The organism is Streptomyces sp. CRCS-T-1 (assembly GCF_024442335.1).
Lineage (GTDB): Bacteria > Actinomycetota > Actinomycetes > Streptomycetales > Streptomycetaceae > Streptomyces > Streptomyces koelreuteriae.
The window spans coordinates 3,035,529-3,054,800 of sequence record NZ_CP101651.1; the positions used below are offsets into that span (position 1 = coordinate 3,035,529).

A 19,272-nucleotide genomic window follows, 5' to 3' on the forward strand; every position below is an offset into this window, starting at 1 on the left:
CCGGACGTCTTCCGGGGGGCTTCGGGGGTTCTTCCTGGCGGCTTCCGGGCAACTTCCGGGCGGCCGGAAAATTGTTTGTTGAAACTTGAACGCGCGGGAACCGCTTTCCGTATGGGACGGCGTGACCAGTAATCCCGTCACGGTCACCGTGGCCTATCGCGTGACGCCGGGCCGTGCGGCCGACTTCCACTCCTGGGGGTGGGCCATGCTGGGCGCGACCGCGCGACAGCCGGGTTTTCTGGGGGGTGGGGTACTTGTCGACGGAGGCGCGGAGTGGCATGTCGTCTATCGCTTCGCCAGCGAGGGGTCGGCCCTGGCCTGGGAGCAATCGCTTTCCCGGACACAGTGGGACGCCCGGCTGGAGGGGGTCGCCCGGGAGGCGGAGCGCCGGAGGGTGCCGGGCGCCCGGGCCTGGTTCGAAGCGCAGACTCTGACACCCGCGCCACCGGCACCGCCGAAGAAATGGAAACTGTGGTTCGTGAATATGAGCGCGGTTTTCCCTCCGGTGCTCCTGTTCAATCTGACGGTTCTTCCCTATCTCGGTGACCTCAACGCACTGATTCGCACGCTGTTGTTATGTCTGTGTGTGACCGCCCTTGTCACCTGGATTCTCATGCCGCGCCTCCAGCGTTTCTTCAGGAAATGGCTGTACCCGTCGCTTCAGGCGCTTCGTGGGCGGCACAAACGCCGGACCACGTAGGTCCGCGAACGAACAGAGGGAGGTGGGCGGGTGAAGACCCTGCTCATCGACAATTACGACTCGTACACGTACAACCTGTTCCAGCTCATCGCCGAGGTCAATGGCGAGGAGCCGGTGGTCGTCCGTAACGACGCGCCCGTCGACGGGATTCCGGATCTCCGGGAGTTCGACAATCTGGTGGTGTCCCCGGGCCCCGGGCACCCGGGCGACACGCGTGACTTCGGCATCGGGACCAGGCTGCTCGCGTCCTCCCCGGTTCCCGTGCTCGGTGTGTGTCTCGGCCATCAGGGCATCGCGCTCGGGGAGCGGGGTCTGGTGGAGCCGGCTCCGCAGCCGCGCCACGGGCATCTCTCCACGATCCGGCACGACGAACAGGATCTGTTCCAGGGCCTGCCGCAGCATTTCACCGCCGTCCGCTATCACTCACTGGCCGTGCGCGAGCCCTTGCCTCCGGCGCTGGAGGCCACGGCCTGGTCCGAGGACGGCGTCCTGATGGGGCTGCGGCACCGCGACCGGCCGCTGTGGGGCGTGCAGTTCCACCCGGAGTCCGTCCTCACGGAGTACGGCCACCGCATGCTCGTGAACTTCCGCAACCTGACCGCAGCGCGGGCGGGGAAGCTGCGTACGAAGAACACGGCGGTGCCGTCCCCCGAGGCACCGACCCGACGCCGGGCGTCGGTGCCGGAGTGCGACGCGGGGGTCCGGCGGCCGGCAGGGGCTCGCGGTGCTCGGGCGGCGGCTGCTTCCGAGGCTCGGCTGAGTGGTCGGGCGGCGGGGGTTTCCGGCGCCGAGGCCGGTGGTCGGTCCGGGCCGGTGGCGGGCCCGCTGCGGGCCGGGGGTCCTCGGGCTGCGGCCGTCTTTCCCGTCTCGGCGATGTCCCGGGCGGCGGTGAACCCCGCCGGAGAGGCTGTGGCCGGCCGTTCCGGCGCGGGCGACGACGCCCCCCTGTCCCCCACACCTCCCACCGTCGCCATTCCCCGCCCCCGGCGCCCCGGGCGCGTCGGCTACCGGCTGCACACCCGTCGGGTCACCGGTGCCGTCGACACCGAGGCGGTCTTCACCCGGATGTTCGCCGGGTCCGCGCGGGCGTTCTGGCTGGACAGCTCCCTGGTCGAGCCCGGGCGGTCGCGGTTCTCGTTCCTCGGGGACGACAGCGGGCCGCTCTCCGAGTTCGTGCGGTACGACGTCACCGCCGGGCGCTGTGAGATCGAGCGGGCCGGACGGCCGGTGCGGAAGGTCTCGGCGAGTGTCTTCGACTATCTGAAGCGGCAGTTGACGAACCGGTGGGTGGACGCGACCGGGTTGCCGTTCGACTTCACCGGGGGCTACGTCGGCTACCTCGGCTACGAGGTGAAGGCCGACTGCGGCTCGCCCAACCGGCACCGCTCCCCCGCCCCGGACGCCGCCTGGCTGTTCGCCGACCGGGTGATCGCGGTGGACCACGAGGAAGGCTTCACCTACGCCGTATGCCTGGCGGAGGACACCCCGCAGGCGGCGCGCGAGGCCGCCGACTGGCTGGAGGGCGCGCTGGCGGAGCTGAGCTGTGTGGCGACGGAGCGGGCACCACTGCCCGTGCCGTCGGCCCCGGCCGACCCCGGCGCCGCCGAGCCGTGGCTCGTACGGGACCGGGCGACGTATCTCGCGGACATCGAGGCGTGCCAGCGGGAGTTGCGGGCCGGCACCAGCTATGAGGTGTGCCTGACGAACGCCGCCCGTTTACCCGCTCCGCCCGACGCGCTCGAGTTCTACCGGACGCTGCGCCGCGACAACCCGGCCCCGTACGCGGCGTTCCTGAGATTCGGCGGGCTGGAGGTGGCCGGTTCCTCGCCCGAGCGGTTTCTGAAAATCGGCCGGGACGGTACCGCCGAGGCCCGGCCCATCAAGGGGACCGCGCCCCGAGGCGACGGACCGGAGGAGGACGCCCGGCTGCGGGACGCGCTCGCGTCGGACGACAAGACCCGGGCCGAGAACCTGATGATCGTCGATCTGCTCCGCAACGACCTGGGGCAGGTCTGCAGGACGGGGTCGGTACGGGTGTCGAAGCTGATGGCCACGGAGACCTACGCCACGGTGCATCAGCTCGTCTCGACCGTGGTGGGACGGCTGCGGCCGGGCACGGACGCGGTGGACTGCGTCCGGGCCTGCTTCCCCGGCGGGTCGATGACCGGCGCGCCGAAGCTGCGCACGCTGGAGATCATCGACTCGCTGGAGACCGAGGCCCGGGGCGTGTACTCCGGCGCCCTCGGCTACTTCGGGTGCGGCGGCGGCGCGGATCTCAACATCGTCATCCGTACCGCCGTGTTCGCCGACGGCCAGCTGCATCTGGGCGCGGGTGGCGCGATCGTCCTCGGCTCCGATCCGGAGGCGGAGTACGACGAGATGCTGCTGAAGACCGCCGCCCCGATGCGCGCCCTGCACCAGCACACGGCCGACCGGATACGGCGTCAGACCCCGCCGGGAGACAGAGCCGGGGCGGGCGGGGAGGCCCGGCGATGACCAGTTCTCAGGTCGAGATGACCAGTGTGACCACGCTTCAGGAAGGCCTCGGTCCGGCCGAGGCCGAGGCCCCCGGGAACATGGCCGCCCAGCTCGCGGAGCTCGCCGAGCGGCGTGGGTGGAACGGGCGGACCGCGTTTCACCAGGGGCACCGGGCCTGGACCCATGGGGAGGTGCACGACCTCGCGGCCCGGGCGGCCACCGTGCTCGCCGATCACGGGGTGCGCCCCGGGGACCGGGTACTGCTGGCGCTGCCCGACTCGCTCGCGTGGGTGACGGCGTTCCTCGCCACTGCCCGTCTCGGCGCCGTCGCGGTCCTGGTCAACCCCGAACTCCCGGCGGCCGACCATGTGTTCCTGACCGAGGACACCGGGGCCCTGCTGTGCGTGACGGGGCCGGGCCTGGAGGAGCGGTTCGCCCGCCGGGCCTGCCTCGGAGCGGATCAGCTGATGGCACTCGCCCCGGCCGCCGAGCCCGCGCCCACGCACCAGGTCGACGCGCACGCCCCGCTCTACATCCAGTACACCTCCGGTACGACGGGCCGCCCCAAGGGCGTCGTGCACACGCACGGCGATCCCCGGACGTACCACGACCTGGTCGGCCGGCGGGTGCTGCGGATCACGGCGGACGACGTCACGCTGTCGGTGTCGAAGCTGTACTTCGCCTACGGCTTCGGCAACGCTTTCGTCTTCCCGCTGTTCTCGGGTTCGTCCGCGGTGCTGGTGGACCGGCGTCCGACCCCGGCCGGCATCGACGAGCTGGTCGCCCGGCACCGGGTGACGCTGCTCTACTCGGTGCCGTCCGCGTACGCCGCGCTGGTCGCCGAGCGGGGCCACGGGCACGAGGGCTGCTTCGCCTCGGTCAGGGCCGCGGTGTCGGCCGGTGAGGGGCTGCCGGACGGGCTCGCACGGCAGCTCACCGCGCTGCTCGGGGCGCCGGTGCTGGAGCAGATCGGCTCCACCGAGGCCGGTCACGCGTTCTGCGCCAACGGCTTCGCCCACGACCACCCCGGGACCGTCGGCCGTCCCGTGCCCGGCTTCGAGGTGGAGCTGCGCGGCCGTGACGGGCGCCCGGTGCCGGACGGCGAGGAGGGCGAGATGTGGGTGCGCGGGCCGACGGTCACCCCGGGCTATCTGAACCGGCCCGAGGAGACCGCCCGGACCCTGGTCGGCGGCTGGCTGGCCACCCACGACCGGGCGTGCCGCGAACCGGACGGCTCCTACCGGCATCTGGGCCGCGCCGACGACATGGAGATGGTCGGCGGCATCACCGTCTCCCCGCTGGAGGTGGAGGCCGTGCTGCGCGGCCATCCGGCGGTACGGGAGGTGGCGGTCGCGGCCGTGCCCGACGGGCGGGGCGCGAGCCGGCTACGGGCCTTCGTGGTGCCGGCCGCGGCCGTGCGGGACGGTCTGCCGGACGAGCTGATCGGCCTGGCGCGGGAGAGCCTCGCCGCCTTCAAGGTCCCCCGCAGCGTCAGCTTCGTCCCGTCGCTGCCGCGCACCCCGACCGGGAAACTCCGCCGCCATCTGGTGCGCCGGGGTGCCTGGTGAACACCACGGAGAGGAACGGCCTCATGCGACAGTCCCCGGCTCAGCCCCGGCCTCTGCTCGCCGATCGCGGCTTCTATCTGGGACCGGTCTTCCGGCGTGCCGCCGACCGCCACGGGGCCGTCTTCGTCACCCTGGACCGGTCGCTGGACGTCAACCCCTCCCTCGGGGTCGACCTGAGCTACACCGTGCTCGCCGACGTGGTCGAGGAACTGTCCGGGCGGCTGTGGGAGGCCGGGGTGCGGCCCTCGGAGCAGGTCGTCGTGCACAAGGCCGACAACGTCGACATCATGCTGCTGACCTGCGCCGCCGCCAGGATCGGCGCCGTGCCCGTGCTGCTGTCGCCCACGCTGGCCCCGCAGATCGCCGGGCAGCTCCTCGCGCGGCTGCGCCGCCCCTGGCTGATCACCGACAGCGCCACCCTGGACGGGCTGAAGGACCTCGCCCTGGACGGGCTCGTGCGGCGGACGCTCTCCGTGGACGACGCGTCCGGGGCGGAGCCCCTGGCGACGTACGCCGGCGCCGAGCCGCCCCCGCCGGTCCGGCTCCACCCCCGCGAACCCGCCCTGATCACCCACAGCTCGGGCACCACCGGGGTGCCGAAGCTGGCCGTGCACTGCGCGCAGACCATGTGGAACCGGCTCGTGCCGCAGCAGGCGATGGGCTGGCCCACCCGGGGCGAGCCGGCGGCGCTGCACATGTCGTTCGTGCACTCGCGCTTCTACCATCTGCTCGGCGTCCTGCTGCACTTCGGCAGCCCGCTCGTGCTGATCACCGACCCGGACCCGGCCGCGGTGGGCCCGCTGCTGGTCCGGCACCGGCCCGGGATCGTGGAGACGCATCCCAACACTTTCGTACTGTGGGAGGAGCTGGCCGACGCGCCCGGGGCCCCGCTGTCCCGGGTGAGGTCGTACGGCTCCACGTTCGACGCGATCCATCCGCGCACCGTACGGCGGCTGCTGGGGGCGTCCCGGCGGCGTACGCCCTGGCTGATCCAGTTGTACGGGCAGAGCGAGACGGGCCCGGTGGCGTTCCAGGTGGTGACCCGGCGCGGTGCCGCCCGGGTGGACGGGCGCCGGGTCGGGATCGGGATACCCGGCTTCACCCGGGTCCGGGTCACCGACGCCGAGGGCAGACCGGTCGCGCCCGGCACGCCCGGCCGGATCGAGGCCCGCACCCGGGGCCGCATCCTCACCTACCTGGGCATGCCGGAGCGCTACGACCGTCAGCTCACCGACGGCTGGTGGGAGATGGGCGACATGGGCTACCGCAGCCGCCTGGGCTCGCTGTACCTGATCGACCGTGAGGTGGACCGGATCGACGCCGTGCACAGCAATCTGGAGGTCGAGGACGCGCTGATGTCCCGCCTGGAGGAGCTGCGCGAGGTCGTCATCGTGCCGGGCGCGGACCGCGAGCCGGTGCCGGTGGTGTGCGTGCGCGGCGAGCGGCCCCTGGACCCGGAGCGCTGGCGGCAGGCGACGGCGGGGCTGCCGGCGATGGCCGAGCCGCGGCAGTGGCGGTTCGAGGATCTGCCGATGACCGCGACGTGGAAGGTCAAGCGCGTGGAGATCGCCCGGATGCTGGCCGGGAGCAGGGCCGAAGGCGCCCGCGCATGAGCCTGGTCGTGGTCGTGGGCGCCGGACCCGTGGGCCTGTCGGCGGCTCTGGCGCTGCGCGGGCACGGAATCCCGGTCGTGGTGCTGGAGGCCGACCCGGAGGACCGGGAACGGCCGGGCAGCAGGGCCCTGTTCGTGCACCGGGAGACCCTCGGCCTGCTGGACGCGATGCTGCCCGGCCTCGCCGCCGAGATCACCTCGTACGGGCGGACCTGGCACACCCGGCGCACCCTCTACCGGGGGCGTGAGGTCTACGCCCGCACCTTCCCGCCGCCGTCCGGACCGCCGCCCTTCACCAGCCTGCGCCAGACGGACACCGAACGGTTCCTGCGCGCGGCCTGCGAAGGCGCCGGAGTCGAGTTCGTGTGGGGCGCGCGGGTGGCGGGCCTGAGCACCTCGGAGACGGAGGTCCGGCTGACGGGCGAGGACGGGCGGGTGTGGACGGGCGCGTACGCCGTGGCCGCCGACGGCGCCCGCTCGGCGGTCCGGCGCGAGCTGGGCATCCCCATGGAGGGCACGCACGGCGAGGGCTTCCATGTCGTGGTGGACGTCGCCGACGTGCCGGGCGCGGAGCTGCCGCTGGAGCGGGTCTTCCACTACGAGCATCCCGGGGTCGGCGGGCGCAGTGTGATGCGGGTGCCGTTCACCGGCGGCTTCCAGGTCGACCTGCAGTGCCGGGACGACGACGCGCAGGAGGAGTACGGCACCGAGGAGGCCGTACGGCGCTGGCTGCCCGGGGTCGTCGGGGACGGCTACGGCGAGCGGATCATGTGGGTGTCGACGTACCGCTTCCTGCGCAAGGTGGCGGCCTCGTTCACCGACCCGCACGGGCGGGTGCTGCTGGCCGGGGAGGCGGCGCATCTCTTCCCGCCGTTCGGGGCACGCGGCATGAACAGCGGGATCGCGGACGCGGCGGCCGCCGCCGAGGCGATCGCCGCGGGGACCGGCGAGGCGGTCGCGCGCTTCGCCGAGGTGCGGCGGGCGGCGGGCCTGTTCAACAGCGCCGCCGCCGGTACGGCCCTGGACCATCTGCGGCCGCACCGCCGTACCGTCCGGGTCAGACAGCGTGCGGCGGCGGCCCTGGCGCCGGTGCTGCCGTGGTGCGGATCGTGGCTGGAGCACGCGCCGTACGGGCCCCGGAACGGGGCGCCGGCCGTCGCGGGCCGCAAGTACTGAGGAGGAGCGGGTGGTGACTCGACCGGCGGTGGCGGAAGGCGTGTGGACGTGGACGCCCGGCCGTGGCCTGGCGCCCGCCCCGGACCAGGAGGCCGGGGGGCGGCTGCTCGTCGCGGACTCGTGGCTGCTGCGCAAGGGCCGGGTGCGAGCCTATGCCCGGCACCGGGAGCGGTTCTCGCGGTCCTGCGTCGAGTGCGGCGGGCCGGAGCCGCGCCGGCTCGTCGCGTTCTGGCAGGACGTGACCGCCGCGCTGCCGCGCACGGGCGAGTGGTTCCCGCGGGTGGAACTCGCGGCGGGCTCCCTGGAGTTGCGGCTGCTGGTGCGGCCCGCCCCGCCGCTCGGCTCCGAGATCCGGCTGTGGGCGGCGGGCCAGCCCGACCCGCGGACCGTGCCCCGCCGCAAGGGCCCGGACCTGGAGACCCTGGCCCGGGTGCGCAGCCGGGCCGTGGGCGAGGGCGCGGAGGAGGCGGTGCTGATCGCGCCCTCGGGCACGGTGCTGGAGTCGGCCACCGCGAGCGTGCTGTGGTGGGAGGACGACACCCTGTGCCTGCCCCCGCCCGGGCTGCCCGTGCTGCCGGGTGTGACGGCCGGGCTGATCCAGGAGCGGGCGCTGCGGTCCGGGATCCGGGTCGCGCACCGCGAGCGGACCGTGGCCGAGCTGGACGGCCGTGAGGTGTGGCTGGTGAACGCGCTGCACGGGATCCGGCCCGTGACGGGCTGGACGGGACGCCCGATGCGGGTGCCTCCGGTGGAGCGGGCCGGGGAATGGCGGACCTGGCTGGACGGCCTTATGGAGCCGCTGCCGAGCTGAATCAACAGGCCATGAAGACGCCGGGCCGAAGAATTCGACCCGGCGTTATTTTCGCTGCTCTGTTTCAGTTCTTCGGCACCATACGCGTGGCTATCGCGATGCGGTTGTAGGCATTGATGACGGTGGCCGCCCAGATCAATGCCGCGATCTGGTTCTCGTCGAAGACCTCGGCCGCCTCGGCGTACACCGCGTCCGGGACGCGACCGTCGTGGACCAGGGTCACGGCCTCGGTCAGCGCCAGCGCTGCGCGCTCCCGCTCGGTGAAGAAGGGCGTCTCCCGCCAGGCGTTCAGGGTGTACAGGCGCTGCTCGGTCTCGCCCTGGGCGCGGGCGTCCTTGGTGTGCAGGTCGAGGCAGAACGCGCAGCCGTTGATCTGCGAGGCGCGGATCCTGACCAGTTCGAGCAGTTCCGGTTCGACTTTTGCGTCCTGCGCCGCGGAAACGGCGGCGGCGTGCAGGGAACCCATGGCGACGGAGACGTCCGGGGTGATTTTCTTCAGCGCGACGCGGGATAGGGAAGGGCTTTCACTCATGAGGTGACCATATCCTCACGAGCGCATTATGGATGGGGAATTCGCGCGATTATCCGGGCAGTACCGCGCACAGCGCGTCCAGCGCCCCGGACCAGGCGTGGTCCGGGGGTGTGCCGTATCCGACGACCAGGGCGTCGACCGGAGCGGCCTGCGCGGCGGGGTGGGTGTAGCGGGCGAGTCCGTGGAGCGCGAGCCCCCGCCAGTGGGCCGCCTGGACCACCGACTGCTCGGTGCCGGGCGGCAGCCGCAGCAGGACGTGCAGCCCGGCCGCGATGCCGGTGACCCGGGCCCCGGGAGCGCGGGCGGCGACGGCGGCGACCAGGGCGTCCCGGCGGCGCCGGTAGCGCAGGCGGGTCGCGCGCACATGGCGGTCGTAGGCCCCGGAGGCGAGGAACTCGGCCAGGGTGAGCTGGTCCAGGACTCCGCAGGTGTCGACGCCGCCCTTCGCCGCCGCGACCTCCTCGGCGAGGCCGGGCGGCAGCACCATCCAGGCCAGCCGCAGCCCGGGGGCGAGGGACTTGCTGGCGGTGCCGAGGTAGATCACCCGGTCGGGGTCCAGGCCCTGGAGCGCGCCCACGGGCTGACGGTCGTAGCGGAACTCACCGTCGTAGTCGTCCTCCAGCACCAGCCCGCCGGTGCGGCGCGCCCAGTCCACGACGGCCGTACGGCGATCGCGGTGCAGGGGCACGCCCATGGGGAACTGATGGGCGGGGGTGAGCAGGATGGCGTCGGCGCCCGACAACTCGCCGGGGTCCGTGCCCAGTCCGTCGAAGGGCAGCGGGGTGGTGTCCAGGCCGGACGCGGCGAGGAGCCTGCCGTGCACGTCGAGCCCGTACGACTCGACCGCGACGGTCCGAGCCCCGCGTGCCCGCAGGACCGTGCCGAGCAGCTTCAGACCGTGCGCGAACCCGGCGCACACCACGATCCGTTCGGGGTCGGCGCGTACGCCCCGGGCCCGGGACAGATAGCCGGCGAGCGCGGCCCGCAGCTCCGGGCGGCCCCGGGGGTCGCCGTAGTCCAGCGCGTCGTACGGGGCGGCGGTGAGGGCGCGGCGGGCGGCCTTGAGCCACTCGGCGCGCGGGAAGGAAGCGAGGTCGGGGCTGCCGGGGCGCAGGTCGTAGGCCGGGCGGGTGCGGGCGCGGGGGTGGGGTGCCGTACCGGCCGGCGGGACGACCGTCCGCTCGGCGACCCGGGTCCCCGAGCCCTGCCGGGCGGTGAGCCAGCCCTCGGCGGCCAGGTCGGCGTAGGCGTCGGCGACCGTGTTGCGGGCGATGCCCAGGTCGGCGGCGAGCGCGCGGGAGGAGGGCAGCCGGGTGCCGGGGGCCAGCCGGCCGGAGCGCACCGCCTCGCGCAGGGCGTCGGTCAGCCCCCGGCGCAGGCCCGGGCCGGTCGGCTCCACATGCAGGTCGATGCCCAGAGTGGCCCATGGTTCCGCCATGGAAATGGACCATACCCCTGGGCTGCTTCCTTCCTAGGGTCGAGGGCATGACCACGCACACCGATGACACGACGCCCGCGACCAGTGCGGAGTACGCCGCCGAGCGGCCCGCCCGCCTGGAGTGGGCCAAGCACGCGCCCGACGTCTACAAGGCGATGGTCCGGCTCGACACCGCCGCCCGGCAGGGCCTGGACCACACGCTGTACGAGCTGGTGAAGATCCGCGCCTCGCAGGTCAACCACTGCGCCTTCTGCATCGACATGCACACCAAGGACGCCCTCGCGGCGGGTGAGAGCGTCGAGCGGATCATGCAGCTCGGCGCCTGGGACGAGTCGCGGCACTTCTACACCGAGAAGGAGCTCGCGGCGCTGGAGCTGACGGAGGCCGTGACGGTCCTGACGGACGGTTTCGTGCCGGACGCGGTGTACGAGCGGGCCGCGCGGCACTTCGAGGAGGCGGAGCTGGCGCAGCTGATCGCCGCGATCACGGTGATCAACGCCTGGAACCGGTTCGGCGTGACCTGCCGGATGGCCCCGGGGCACTACCAGCCGGGCCAGTACAAGTGACGCCCCGGACCCGGCTGCTCGACCCGGCGGTCGGCGGGGCCATGGCCGCCCTCAGCAAGGTCGCCAAGCGGGGCCTCGGCGACCCGGCGCTCGCCGAACTCGTCGTGATCCGCGCCTCGCAGCTCAACCACTGCGCGTTCTGCCTCGACATGCATCTCGCGCTCGCCCGCGAGTACGGGGTGAGTGAGAAGCAGCTCGACCTGCTGGCCGCGTGGGAGGAGGCCGAGGACGTCTTCGACGAGCGGGAGCGGGCCGCGCTGGCGCTGACGGAGGCGGTGACCCTGCTGACGGAGGGCTCCGTGCCCGACGAGGTGTACGAGAACGCCGCCAAGCACTTCGACGAGGCCCGGCTGGCCCATCTGATCGGGCTGGTCGTCGCCATCAACAACTGGAACCGGGTGATGGTGAGCCGCCGGATCCCGCCGGGGGGTCACACGCCATGAGCAAGGCCGAAGTGTTCCGCGCCCTGCACCACCACCGGGTGCCCGGTGATCCGCTCGTGCTGCCCGGTCCCTGGGACGCGGCCAGTGCGCGGGTGTTCGAGGAGGCGGGCTTCCCCGCGCTCGCCACGCCCAGCGCCGGGGTCGCCGCGTCCCTCGGGTACGAGGACGGGCGGACCCCGGCCGACGAGATGTTCGCCGCGGTCGCCCGGATCGTCCGGGCCGTCGACGTGCCGGTGTCGGCGGACGTCGAGGGCGGCTATGGACTCGCCCCGAAGGAGCTGGTGGAGCGGCTGCTGGAGACGGGGGCGGTGGGCTGCAATCTGGAGGACTCCGAGGACGGGGTGCTCAAGGACCCGCGCGCACACGCCGACTGGCTGGCCGAGGTGCGGGCGGCGGCCGGTGACCGGCTCTTCGTGAACGCCCGTGTGGACACCTTCTCCTGCGGGGTGGCCGATCCCGGACGGGCCATCGAGCGGGCCGCGTTGTACGTCGCCGCGGGCGCCGACTGCGTCTATCCGATCGGGGCCCCGTACGAGGTGCTGCCGCTGCTGCGGGCCGGGACGCAGGGGCCGATCAACATCGGGGCCCCGACGGACGAAGGCCCCTCACCCGCCGAACTCGGCGCGCGAGGGGCCACCCGGATCACCTTCGGGCCGCGACTCCAGCGGCGGGCCGCACGGGCCCTGCGGGAGATCGCCGCTCAGTTGACGTAGGACGTCAGGACAGCCACTTCTTCCAGGTGGACTTGTGGCTGTCCACCCACTTCTTCGCCGCGTCCTCCGGGGTCATCTTCTTGTCGGCGATCATCAGGGAGACCTCGTTCTGGTCCTCGGTCGTCCACTTGAACTTCTTCAGGAAGGCCGCCGCCTTGCCGCCGTTCTTGGCGAAGTCCGCGTTGAGGTACTTCTGCAGCGGCGTGTGCGGGTAGGCGCAGGCGACCTTCTCCAGGTCGGCGTCGCAGCCCTCCTTGTACTCCGGCAGCTTCACCTCGGTCATCGGGACCTTCTTGAACAGCCACTGCGGGGAGTACCAGTAGGTGAGGAAGGGCTTCTTCTCCTTGGCGAACTGCTTCATCTGGGTGATCTGCGCCGCCTCGGAGCCGGCGAACACCACCTGGTAGTCCAGCTTCAGGTTCTTCACCAGCGCCTTGTCGTTGGTGACATAGGACGGCGAACCGTCCATCAGCTGGCCCTTGCTGCCGCTCTCCGGGGTGCGGAACTGATCGGCGTACTTGTTGAGGTTCTTCCAGTTCGTGATGTCCGGGTGCTTCTTGGCGAAGTACGTCGGGACGAACCAGCCGATGTGGCCGGTGACGCCGAGTCCGCCGCCGGGCGCGATCGTCTTCTTGTCCTTGACGTAGCGCTGCTCCTGCTCGGGGTGGCCCCAGTCCTCCAGGAGCGCGTCGACGCGGCCCTGGCTGAGGGCGTCCCAGGCGGGCACCTCGTCGACCTGGACGGTGTCGACGCGGTAGCCCAGCTCGTGCTCCAGGAGGTACTGGGCGACGGCCACATTGGCCTGCGCGCCCACCCAGGACTGCACGGACAGGGTCACGGACTTGGCGCCCTGCGCGTTGGCGAAGGGCGAGGCCTGCTTGGTCATGTCGGCGGCGCCGCAGCCGGTGAGCAGCGCCAGGGAACCCACGGCGGCGATCAGGGCAGTCGTACGGACTCGCATGTCACGCTCCCTTCTTCGCACGTCGCTCGGTGGGCTGGGTCACCCGGTCGAGCATCAGGCCGAGGCAGACGATCGCCCCGCCGGCCACCAGACCGGTCGCCAGGTCGCCCTGGGCGAGGCCGAAGACCACGTCGTAGCCGAGCGCGCCACCGCCGACCAGGCCGCCGATGACGACGACGGCGAGGACCAGGACGAGGCCCTGGTTGACGGCGAGGAGCAGCGCCGGGCGGGCCAGCGGGAGCTGGACCTGCCGCAGCTGCTGCCAGCTGGTCGCGCCGAGCGAGCTGGAGGACTCCAGCGCGGCCGGGTCGACCTGGCGCAGGCCCTGGGTGGTGATGCGGACGACGGCCGGCAGCGCGTAGACGATCGCGGCCGCGACGGCCGGGGCGCGGCCGACGCCGAACAGGGCGACGACCGGGATCAGGTACACGAACTGCGGCATCGTCTGGAACACGTCGAGGACGGGACGCAGCAGCCGCTCCAGACGGTCGCTGCGGGCCGCCGCGATGCCGGTGGCGAAGCCGAGGACGAGGGTGACGGCGACGGCGGCGAGGACCTGCGACAGGGTGTCGAGGGAGGGCTTCCAGACGCCGAGGGCGCCGATCGCGGCCATGGCGAGGACGGCGGTGAGCGCGGTGCGCCAGGTGCCGATCACCCAGGCCAGGGCGGCGACGATCAGCAGCACCGACCACCAGGGCAGCCCTTGCAGGCCGTCGCGCATCGGGTCGAGGACCCAGGTGGTGAAGTGGCCGGCCCAGTCGGCGGTGCCGCCGATGACGGGGACGCCGGAGTAGAGATGCGCGGTCATCCAGTCGACCGCGCGGTTGACGGGCTCGGCGATGCCGACGACCCACGACTCGGGCCAGTCGAGCCGGCCGACGAGACGCCCGGCGACCGCCACGGCGGCGAAGGCGACCAGGGCGTACAGCCAGCCGAGTCCCTGCCGGGGCTCCGGTTCGGCGCCGAGCCGCTCCCCCGCCGCGCCCGTGACGCGGTCCAGGACGACGGCCAGCAGCACGATCGGGATACCGGCGGCGAGCGCGGCACCGACGTCGACCGAGGCCAGCGCCTGGTAGACGCGGTCACCGAGACCGCCCGCGCCGATGACGGCCGCGATGACGGCCATCGACAGCGCCATCATGATGGTCTGGTTGAGGCCGAGCAGGAGTTCCTTGCGGGCCAGCGGGATACGGGCCGTCAGCAGCCGCTGGCGCGCGGTGGAGCCGAGCGACTCGACCGCCTCCAGCACCTCCTTGTCGGCTCCGCGCAGACCGAGCGAGGTGAGCCGGGCCATGGGCGGGGCGGCGTAGATGACGGTGGCCAGGACGGCCGCCGGGACGCCGATGCCGAAGACCAGCACGACGGGCAGCAGATAGGCGAAGGCCGGGAGCACCTGCATGGTGTCCAGGACCGGGCGCAGGACGCGGTCCATCCGGTCGGAGAGCCCGGCGGCGAGCCCGAGCACTGCGCCCACGAGGACCGACGCGAGGACCGCGACGACCATCAGGGCGAGCGTCTGCATGGTCGGCACCCACATGCCGAGCAGGCCGCAGGCCAGGAACGCGACGCCCGTGCCGAGCGCGAGCCGGACGCCCGCGACGCGCCAGGCGACCAGCGCGCCGAGGGCCGTGACGCCCGCCCAGCCGACAGCCAGGAGGCCGAGGTAGACGGCTCGTACGGCGATGACGACGACATTGCTGACGTGGCCGAAGAAGTACAGGAACAGCGGGTGGCTGTCGCGGTTGTCGATGATCCAGTCGCTGGCCTTGGCGAGCGGCTCGGAGAAGTCGACGGTCAGGGCGGTCGGCCAGCTGCCGCTCGCCCAGCGGGCGTTCGCCAGCGGCACGAGGATCGCGGCGGCCAGGGCGAGCAGCAGCAGCTTGCGGACGGCGGGGCTCTTGAGGAGGGCGGGCAGGCCCACGCGGGGCGGGGACGCGGTGATGGTCGCCATCACACCGCCTCCTTGGACTTCTCCGTCCCGGGCGGAGCTGGCTGCTCCGTGCCGGCGACGACACCGAGCAGCGTGTCGGAGTCGACGACGCCCACGCAGCGGCCCTCGTCCACGACCCGGGCCGGGGCGCCGGCGCGGGCGACCGCCTCGATCGCCTCGGAGACGGTCGCGTCGGGCCGGACGGCCGGTCCGCTGCCGTCCTGGTCGGCCGAGGGGTTGCGCATCGCCGTGCGGACGGTGAGGACCTGCTCGCGCGGGACGTCCCGGACGAACTCGCGGACGTAGTCGTCGGCGGGCGAGCCCACGATCTCCTCGGGCGTGCCGAGCTGCACGACCCGGCCGTCGCGCATCAGGGCGATGCGGTCGCCCAGCTTGAGGGCCTCCTGGAGGTCGTGGGTGATGAAGACCATCGTGCGGCCCTCTTCGCGGTGCAGCCGGACGACCTCCTCCTGCATCTCGCGCCGGATGAGCGGGTCGAGGGCGCTGAACGGCTCGTCGAAGAGCAGGACCGCGGGGTCGACGGCGAGCGCGCGGGCGAGGCCGACGCGCTGCCGCTGGCCGCCGGAGAGCTGGCTGGGGCGGCGGTGCTCCATGCCTTCCAGACCGACCTTGGCGACGACCTCGGCGGCGCGCTCACGGCGCTCGGCCTTGCCCATGCCCTGGATCTCCAGGCCGTAGGCGACGTTGTCGAGGACCGTGCGGTGCGGCAGCAGGCCGAAGTGCTGGAAGACCATGGCGGCGCGGTGGCGGCGCAGTTCGCGCAGCCGGGAGCGGTCCATGGCGCGGACGTCCTCGCCATCGATGGCGATGGTGCCGGCCGTCGGCTCGATGAGCCGGGTCAGACAGCGCACCAGCGTGGACTTGCCGGAGCCGGACAGGCCCATGACGACGAATACCTCGCCCTTGCGCACATCGAAGCTGACGTCGCGGACGGCGGCCGTGCAGCCGGTGCGGGAGCGCAGCTCGGCGGGGTCGAGGGCGGTGAGCTCGGGGTCGGCGGGAACGCGCTCGGCCTTGGGGCCGAACACCTTCCACAGGCCCTCCACCGAGAAGACGGGGGTGGTGTCCATGGTCTGCTCCGTGGGGGGTTCGAGGGTCGGGATCTCGGTCATCTCGGTCACCGGTCACCACCGCCGATCAGCTCGGCGGCCTTCTCGCCGACCATGAGCACGCCGATCATGGGGTTCACGGTGGTCATGGTCGGGAACACGGAGGCGTCGGCGATGCGGATGCCCTCCAGGCCGCGGACGCGCAGCTCGGGGTCGACGACGGCGAGGCGGTCGTCGGCGTCGCCCATCTTGCAGGTGCCCGCGGGGTGGTAGACGGTGTGCGCGACCTTGCGGGCGTACTCGCTGATCTCCGCGTCGTCGGTCACGTGCGGGCCGGGCGCCACCTCGCGCTTGAGCCAGCCTGCCAGCGGCTCGGTCTTGGCGATCTCACGGGCGATCTTGATGCCGTCGACGAGGGTCTGACCGTCGTAGTCGTCCTCGTCGGTGAAGTACCGGAAGTCCAGGGCCGGCTTGACCTCGGGGTCGGCGCTGGTCAGGTAGAGCCGGCCGCGGCTCTTGGGCTTGGGGATGTTCGGGGTCATCGAGACGCCGAACTCGGGCCGCTGGTAGCCGAGGCGCTCCGGGTTGTCCGTGAAGGGGATCTGGTAGAAGTGGAACATCAGATCGGGGTGCGGCTGTTCGGGGTCCCGGCGCACGAACAGGCCCGCGTCGGAGTCCATCGCGGAGTTCTCCGGGATGGGGCCGTTCGTCTCCCACACGATCACCGACTCGGGGTGGTCGAGCAGGTTCTCACCGATGCCCGGCAGGTCGTGCGTCACGGGTATGCCGAGCTTCTCCAGGTCCGCCTTCGGGCCGATGCCGGAGTGCATCAGCAGCCGGGGCGAGTCGACCGCGCCGGCACAGAGCAGGACCTCATTGCGGGCCTTGACGAGGATCTCCTCGCCGTCCTTGGTGCGGACGTGCACGCCCTCGGCGCGGTTGCCGTCCAGCTCCAGCTTGTACGCCCAGGTCTCCAGCAGGATCGTCAGGTTGGGCCGCTCGTCCATGACCGGGTGCAGATACGCCACCGACGCCGAGGAGCGCTTGTTGTTCTCGGGGTGGTAGGCGAGGTCGAAGAAGCCGACGCCCTCGGTGAACGGCTTCTTGTTGAAGCCCTCCACGCGCGGCACGTTCAGCGCCGCCTGCGCCGCGTCGACGAAGTCGCGGGCGATGGCGTTCCGGTCCTTCTCGTCGACCGGGACGACGTTGTTGAGCAGGCGTGCGAAGTACGCCTCCATCTGCACCGCGCCCCAGCCCTTGGCGCCGGCGGCCTCCCACTCGTCCCAGTCGGCCGGCAGCGGCTTGAAGGCGATGAGGGTGTTGTGCGAGGAGCAGCCGCCCAGGACCCGGGCGCGGCTGTGCCGGATATGCGAGTTTCCGCGTGGCTGCTCGGTGGTCGGGTAGTCGTAGTCGAGCTCGCCGCCCAGCAGGCCCATCCAGCGGCGCAGGGTCAGCACGTCGTCGCGGCCGACGTCGCTGGGGCCGCCCTCGATGACAGCGACGGTGACATCGGGGTTCTCGGTCAGACGGGAGGCAATGACGGAACCTGCGGTTCCGCCGCCTATCACGACATAGTCGTACTCATGACTGGTGTGGGACATGGCGTACTTGCTCCAGAGGGGTGAACCAGAGGGGACGAAGAATTCGGGCCCGAAGGGCGTGGGTGCGCGGGTGCGCGCGTGCGGGGGCGCGGGAGGTCAGCCCGCGAACCAGCGCACCGGCTTCGGGGCGAGGTTCTGGTAGACGTGCTTGGTCTCTCGGTACTCGGCGAGTCCGGCCGGGCCGAGCTCCCGGCCCACGCCGCTCTTGCCGAAACCGCCCCACTCCGCCTGCGGCAGGTAGGGGTGGAAGTCGTTGATCCAGATCGTGCCGTGACGCAGCCGGCCGGCCACGCGCCGGGCGCGGCCCGCGTCGGAGGTCCAGACACCGCCCGCGAGGCCGTACTCGGTGTCGTTGGCGAGGGTCACGGCCTCGTCCTCGGTGCGGAAGGTCTCGACGGTGAGGACCGGTCCGAAGACCTCCTCACGGATGACCCGCATCTCGCGGTGGCAGTGGTCGAGGACGGTCGGCTCGTAGAAGTAGCCGTTCTCGGGGCGCTGCGGGGACGGCTCGGGGCGCTTGCCGCCGGAGCGCAGCACCGCGCCCTCCTTGAGGGCGGACTCGACGTACATCTCGACCTTGTCGCGCTGCTGCTCGGAGACGAGCGGGCCACACTCGACGCCGTCCTCGGTGCCGCGGCCGAGGCGGATCTTCTCGGCGCGCCGGGCCAGTTCGGCGACGAAGCGGTCCCGGACCGACTCCTCGATGATGAGGCGGGCGCCGGCCGAGCAGACCTGGCCGCTGTGGATGAAGGCGGCGTTGAGGGCCTGGTCGACGGCGGTGTCGAAGCCCTCCTCAGTGGCGCAGGCGTCGGCGAAGACCACGTTGGGGTTCTTGCCGCCGAGTTCCAGGGCGACCTTCTTGACGCCGGGCGCGGCGGCCTGGGCGACCTTGGTGCCGCTGACCAGACCGCCGGTGAAGGAGACCAGGTCGACGTCGGGGTGCTCGGACAGGCGCGCGCCGACCGAGTGGCCGGGGCCGGTGACGATGTTGGCGACGCCGGCGGGCAGCCCGGCCTCGACCAGCAGCTCGATGACGGCGATGGTCGTCATCGGGGTGATCTCGCTCGGCTTGATGACGAAGGTGTTGCCCGCCGCGAGCGCCGGGGCGATCTTCCAGCTGGCCTGCAGCAGCGGATAGTTCCAGGGCGTGATCATCGCGCAGACGCCGAGGGGCTCGTGCACGACGACGCTGTGGACGTCGGGCGAGCCCGCGTCCACGACCCGGCCCGGGGCCTCGCCGGCGACCAGGTCGGCGAAGTAGCGGAAGGCGTCGGCGACACAGTCGATGTCGACGCGGCCCTCCTCGACGGTCTTGCCCGCGTCCTGGGCCTCCAGCCGCCCGAGCTCCTCGCGGTCGCGCACCAGCAGGTCGGCGACGCGCCTCAGCAGCGCGGCGCGCTCGGCGACGGGCGTGCGGGGCCAGTCGCCCTCGTCGAAGGCGCGCCGGGCGGCGGCGATCGCCAGGTCGGTGTCTTTCTCGTCGCCCTCCGCGACCACGGCGAACGGCAGCGCGTCCGCGGGGTCGAGGATCTCCCGGGTGGAGCCGGAGACGGCCGCACGCCACTCCCCTCCCGCGTGGATGGTGCTGCGCGCCTGAAGTACGTTGCTTTCCGCCATGACCGCTTTCGCCTTCCGTTCCTGATCAGCGCCCTTGTGTCACACACGTGTCACTA

16 protein-coding genes are annotated in these 19,272 nt (G+C 72.5%); 9 read left to right on the forward strand and 7 right to left on the reverse strand.

Features of this window, described 5'->3' with window-relative positions:
- Nucleotides 1-85: 85 nt before the first annotated feature.
- The 6 genes from NNW99_RS13395 to NNW99_RS13420 are packed head-to-tail and all read left to right on the forward strand — an operon-like array spanning nucleotide 86 to nucleotide 8,345.
- Nucleotides 86-700 (forward strand): antibiotic biosynthesis monooxygenase, encoded by a 615-nt coding sequence (locus tag NNW99_RS13395; protein ID WP_370869136.1) that lies wholly within the window; start codon nucleotides 86-88, stop codon nucleotides 698-700.
- Nucleotides 701-730: 30 nt separating this feature from the next.
- Nucleotides 731-3,196: an aminodeoxychorismate synthase component I gene (gene pabB / locus NNW99_RS13400; protein ID WP_215119210.1), complete on the forward strand. Its 2,466-nt coding sequence runs from the start codon at nucleotides 731-733 to the stop codon at nucleotides 3,194-3,196.
- A gap of 17 nt (nucleotides 3,197-3,213) precedes the next feature.
- Nucleotides 3,214-4,746 (forward strand): AMP-binding protein, encoded by a 1,533-nt coding sequence (locus NNW99_RS13405; protein WP_215124259.1) that lies wholly within the window; start codon nucleotides 3,214-3,216, stop codon nucleotides 4,744-4,746.
- A gap of 23 nt (nucleotides 4,747-4,769) precedes the next feature.
- Nucleotides 4,770-6,359 (forward strand): class I adenylate-forming enzyme family protein, encoded by a 1,590-nt coding sequence (locus tag NNW99_RS13410; protein ID WP_215119212.1) that lies wholly within the window; start codon nucleotides 4,770-4,772, stop codon nucleotides 6,357-6,359.
- Complete coding sequence (locus NNW99_RS13415; RefSeq protein ID WP_215119215.1) at nucleotides 6,356-7,534, forward strand: FAD-dependent monooxygenase; 1,179 nt, start codon at nucleotides 6,356-6,358, stop codon at nucleotides 7,532-7,534. Before NNW99_RS13410 ends, NNW99_RS13415 begins: the two co-directional genes overlap by 4 nt.
- Nucleotides 7,535-7,547: 13 nt before the next feature.
- Nucleotides 7,548-8,345 carry an aminotransferase class IV gene (locus tag NNW99_RS13420; RefSeq protein ID WP_215124260.1) on the forward strand — a complete coding sequence of 266 codons (798 nt, stop codon included), beginning with the start codon at nucleotides 7,548-7,550 and terminating at the stop codon, nucleotides 8,343-8,345.
- Nucleotides 8,346-8,409: 64 nt separating this feature from the next.
- On the opposite strand, the gene NNW99_RS13425 is transcribed toward NNW99_RS13420, so the two are convergent.
- Entirely contained in the window at nucleotides 8,410-8,877 is a 468-nt protein-coding gene (locus NNW99_RS13425) for a carboxymuconolactone decarboxylase family protein (protein ID WP_215119219.1), read from the reverse strand.
- A gap of 49 nt (nucleotides 8,878-8,926) precedes the next feature.
- Nucleotides 8,927-10,315: a PLP-dependent aminotransferase family protein gene (locus NNW99_RS13430; RefSeq protein WP_215119220.1), complete on the reverse strand. Its 1,389-nt coding sequence runs from the start codon at nucleotides 10,313-10,315 to the stop codon at nucleotides 8,927-8,929.
- A 47-nt stretch (nucleotides 10,316-10,362) separates the two neighbouring features.
- On the opposite strand from NNW99_RS13430, the gene NNW99_RS13435 reads away from it, so the two are divergent.
- From NNW99_RS13435 to NNW99_RS13445, 3 genes are read left to right on the forward strand one after another with little or no spacing between them, the layout of a single operon-like run.
- Nucleotides 10,363-10,881 carry a carboxymuconolactone decarboxylase family protein gene (locus tag NNW99_RS13435; protein WP_215119222.1) on the forward strand — a complete coding sequence of 173 codons (519 nt, stop codon included), beginning with the start codon at nucleotides 10,363-10,365 and terminating at the stop codon, nucleotides 10,879-10,881.
- Complete coding sequence (locus NNW99_RS13440; RefSeq protein WP_215119224.1) at nucleotides 10,878-11,324, forward strand: carboxymuconolactone decarboxylase family protein; 447 nt, start codon at nucleotides 10,878-10,880, stop codon at nucleotides 11,322-11,324. The genes NNW99_RS13435 and NNW99_RS13440 overlap by 4 nt, the downstream gene beginning before the upstream one ends.
- Nucleotides 11,321-12,037, forward strand: coding sequence for an isocitrate lyase/phosphoenolpyruvate mutase family protein (locus tag NNW99_RS13445; RefSeq protein WP_215119226.1), 717 nt, complete (start codon nucleotides 11,321-11,323; stop codon nucleotides 12,035-12,037). Before NNW99_RS13440 ends, NNW99_RS13445 begins: the two co-directional genes overlap by 4 nt.
- Nucleotides 12,038-12,041: 4 nt before the next feature.
- Here the strand turns inward: NNW99_RS13445 and NNW99_RS13450 are convergent, their stop codons facing one another.
- The 5 genes from NNW99_RS13450 to NNW99_RS13470 form a co-directional block, all read right to left on the reverse strand.
- Entirely contained in the window at nucleotides 12,042-12,998 is a 957-nt protein-coding gene (locus tag NNW99_RS13450; RefSeq protein WP_215119227.1) for an ABC transporter substrate-binding protein, read from the reverse strand.
- A 1-nt stretch (nucleotide 12,999) separates the two neighbouring features.
- A complete protein-coding gene (locus NNW99_RS13455; protein WP_215119232.1) occupies nucleotides 13,000-14,949 on the reverse strand; it encodes a proline/glycine betaine ABC transporter permease in 1,950 nt (649 codons plus the stop codon).
- Nucleotides 14,949-16,061 carry a glycine betaine/L-proline ABC transporter ATP-binding protein gene (locus NNW99_RS13460; RefSeq protein ID WP_215124261.1) on the reverse strand — a complete coding sequence of 371 codons (1,113 nt, stop codon included), beginning with the start codon at nucleotides 16,059-16,061 and terminating at the stop codon, nucleotides 14,949-14,951. Before NNW99_RS13460 ends, NNW99_RS13455 begins: the two co-directional genes overlap by 1 nt.
- Nucleotides 16,062-16,066: 5 nt before the next feature.
- Nucleotides 16,067-17,599: a GMC family oxidoreductase gene (locus tag NNW99_RS13465; protein ID WP_215119233.1), complete on the reverse strand. Its 1,533-nt coding sequence runs from the start codon at nucleotides 17,597-17,599 to the stop codon at nucleotides 16,067-16,069.
- A 96-nt stretch (nucleotides 17,600-17,695) separates the two neighbouring features.
- Nucleotides 17,696-19,216: an aldehyde dehydrogenase family protein gene (locus tag NNW99_RS13470; protein ID WP_215119235.1), complete on the reverse strand. Its 1,521-nt coding sequence runs from the start codon at nucleotides 19,214-19,216 to the stop codon at nucleotides 17,696-17,698.
- Nucleotides 19,217-19,272: the final 56 nt, after the last annotated feature.

What these genes read in the sequence shown, in the direction of transcription:
- NNW99_RS13405 (WP_215124259.1), top strand. Translation starts at nt 3,214, where the DNA reads ATGACCAGTGTGACCACGCTTCAGGAAGGCCTCGGTCCGGCCGAGGCC.
- NNW99_RS13450 (WP_215119227.1), bottom strand. Translation starts at nt 12,998, where the DNA reads ATGCGAGTCCGTACGACTGCCCTGATCGCCGCCGTGGGTTCCCTGGCG.
- NNW99_RS13435 (WP_215119222.1), top strand. Translation starts at nt 10,363, where the DNA reads ATGACCACGCACACCGATGACACGACGCCCGCGACCAGTGCGGAGTAC.
- NNW99_RS13465 (WP_215119233.1), bottom strand. Translation starts at nt 17,599, where the DNA reads ATGTCCCACACCAGTCATGAGTACGACTATGTCGTGATAGGCGGCGGA.
- NNW99_RS13415 (WP_215119215.1), top strand. Translation starts at nt 6,356, where the DNA reads ATGAGCCTGGTCGTGGTCGTGGGCGCCGGACCCGTGGGCCTGTCGGCG.
- NNW99_RS13425 (WP_215119219.1), bottom strand. Translation starts at nt 8,877, where the DNA reads ATGAGTGAAAGCCCTTCCCTATCCCGCGTCGCGCTGAAGAAAATCACC.
- NNW99_RS13445 (WP_215119226.1), top strand. Translation starts at nt 11,321, where the DNA reads ATGAGCAAGGCCGAAGTGTTCCGCGCCCTGCACCACCACCGGGTGCCC.
- NNW99_RS13470 (WP_215119235.1), bottom strand. Translation starts at nt 19,216, where the DNA reads ATGGCGGAAAGCAACGTACTTCAGGCGCGCAGCACCATCCACGCGGGA.
- NNW99_RS13410 (WP_215119212.1), top strand. Translation starts at nt 4,770, where the DNA reads ATGCGACAGTCCCCGGCTCAGCCCCGGCCTCTGCTCGCCGATCGCGGC.
- NNW99_RS13460 (WP_215124261.1), bottom strand. Translation starts at nt 16,061, where the DNA reads ATGACCGAGATCCCGACCCTCGAACCCCCCACGGAGCAGACCATGGAC.
- NNW99_RS13430 (WP_215119220.1), bottom strand. Translation starts at nt 10,315, where the DNA reads ATGGCGGAACCATGGGCCACTCTGGGCATCGACCTGCATGTGGAGCCG.
- NNW99_RS13455 (WP_215119232.1), bottom strand. Translation starts at nt 14,949, where the DNA reads ATGGCGACCATCACCGCGTCCCCGCCCCGCGTGGGCCTGCCCGCCCTC.